Source organism: Marinobacter lutaoensis (assembly GCF_001981305.1).
GTDB lineage: Bacteria > Pseudomonadota > Gammaproteobacteria > Pseudomonadales > Oleiphilaceae > Marinobacter > Marinobacter lutaoensis.
Map to the genome: position 1 here is coordinate 1 of NZ_MSCW01000023.1, position 1,499 is coordinate 1,499.

Sequence of the window (1,499 nt, forward strand, 5' to 3'; positions counted from 1 at the left end):
AAGGTGACCAGGTGCTGGTGGCCCAGGTCGCCAAAGTAGAAGCGCTTCAGGAAACGGAAGTCGCCGATTGCCTGTGACCATTCGGTCAGCACGGTGAGCAGCGCGTTGTCCATGCCCAGCAAGGTGAGGTAGTCTTGCGCGCGCGCCCGGTCGTACAGGTGGCCGTGCAGGTAGAAGCGCTCCAGCAGGCATTGGAGATCCGCGACAATGCGCCGCTTTTCTTCCTCAAACCACGCAAGGTGCGTCTCGCTTTCGTCCAGATAGGCGGTCATGTCGTCCAGCCGCACCAGGTCGGCGATGCCTTGTTCGCCACTGAAGGCCGAGCCGTCCATCAGGCGCGCCTGGTGGTCCGCCAGGGTTTCGATGGCATCGAGCACGGCGTTCGGCGCCAGCGTCAGCTCATCGGCCAGGGCCTTTAGCGCGTCACGCATGGCCTGGATCCGGGCCCGGTCGTCGGGCCTGAAATCATGGGTGCTTGGCCCAGCGACTTTTCGGACGCTGTGGCGGTACTCGGGAAATGCCTTGACCCGTCGCGCCAGTTCGGTTTTCTGGTCCTCGTCGGCCTGGGCGATCCGTGCAAACACGGCCCGGGCATCGGCGTCGTCCGCCTGCTCGGCGAAGGCGGTCGCGAGTTCGCCCACCCGGTCGCTGTCCAGGCGGATCAGGTCGCGGATGAAACAGGCCGAGTAGTAACGGGCATCTTCCCGTTCCAGCCAGGCGTTGTGGTTGGTGTCGACGATCGCCCAGGCATCCAGCAGGTCGGAGAGGTGCCCCATCAGGTCGTCCACGACCAGGTAGGCATGATCCTGTTCGTAGGTCGCCAGTCGGTGTGCGAAGGGCTCGGTGTCGCCATCCAGGGTGTCTTGGGCCCAGTACCAGGGAGCCAGGGCGCTCTGGCCGTCCATCGGAACCGTGAACGCAACGGGGTGGCTGAGCCGTTGTTCCAGATCCGGCTTGGTCAGCAACCGGGCACCGCCCCGGATTGGGCACACGCCGGCGAGGGACACCCGGGTCATCACCTCCTGGCGATAGCTCCGCCAGCGGATCAACAGGCTGCACTTCTTCGCCGTCAGCGGGGTCGACGAGAACAGCACGTCGATGTGGCCCCGGCGGGGGACCACGATCGCCGGGGTGTCCGGTGTTCCGGTACGCTGGTCCCGGGCGGCGTCATCGCCGGTCCAGAGGCGTTTGCTGACCGCGCCGCCCGCCCGGACCTGGTATTCGTGCAGGATGTCGGGCGCCTCGGCGTGAAACAGATAGAGATAACCGTCGCGAATCTGGCGGATGCCAATCGGCTGGAAGCCGAGGGGATACCCCGGCACCAAGGCGTCATGCTCCGCCGCCATGTCCGCATAGGCATAGCGCACCGGGATCAGCTGGATGTCGGTTCGTGTCAGCGGACACGCCCCCTCCGCCGTGATATCCGCCAGGCTCTGCCGGTCCCCGGCGGTGATCGGATCGGTTACGGGTACGCCCATGTGTCCACCCTCCCTGGCGTC

General features: G+C 65.9%; 1 protein-coding gene. It reads right to left on the reverse strand.

Annotated elements, in window-relative coordinates; genetic code table 11:
* Positions 1–1,478: toxin VasX (locus tag BTO32_RS17520; RefSeq protein ID WP_139339143.1), on the reverse strand; the 1,478-nt coding region annotated here is incomplete at its 3' end.
* Between the last annotated feature and the right edge of the window lie 21 nt (positions 1,479–1,499).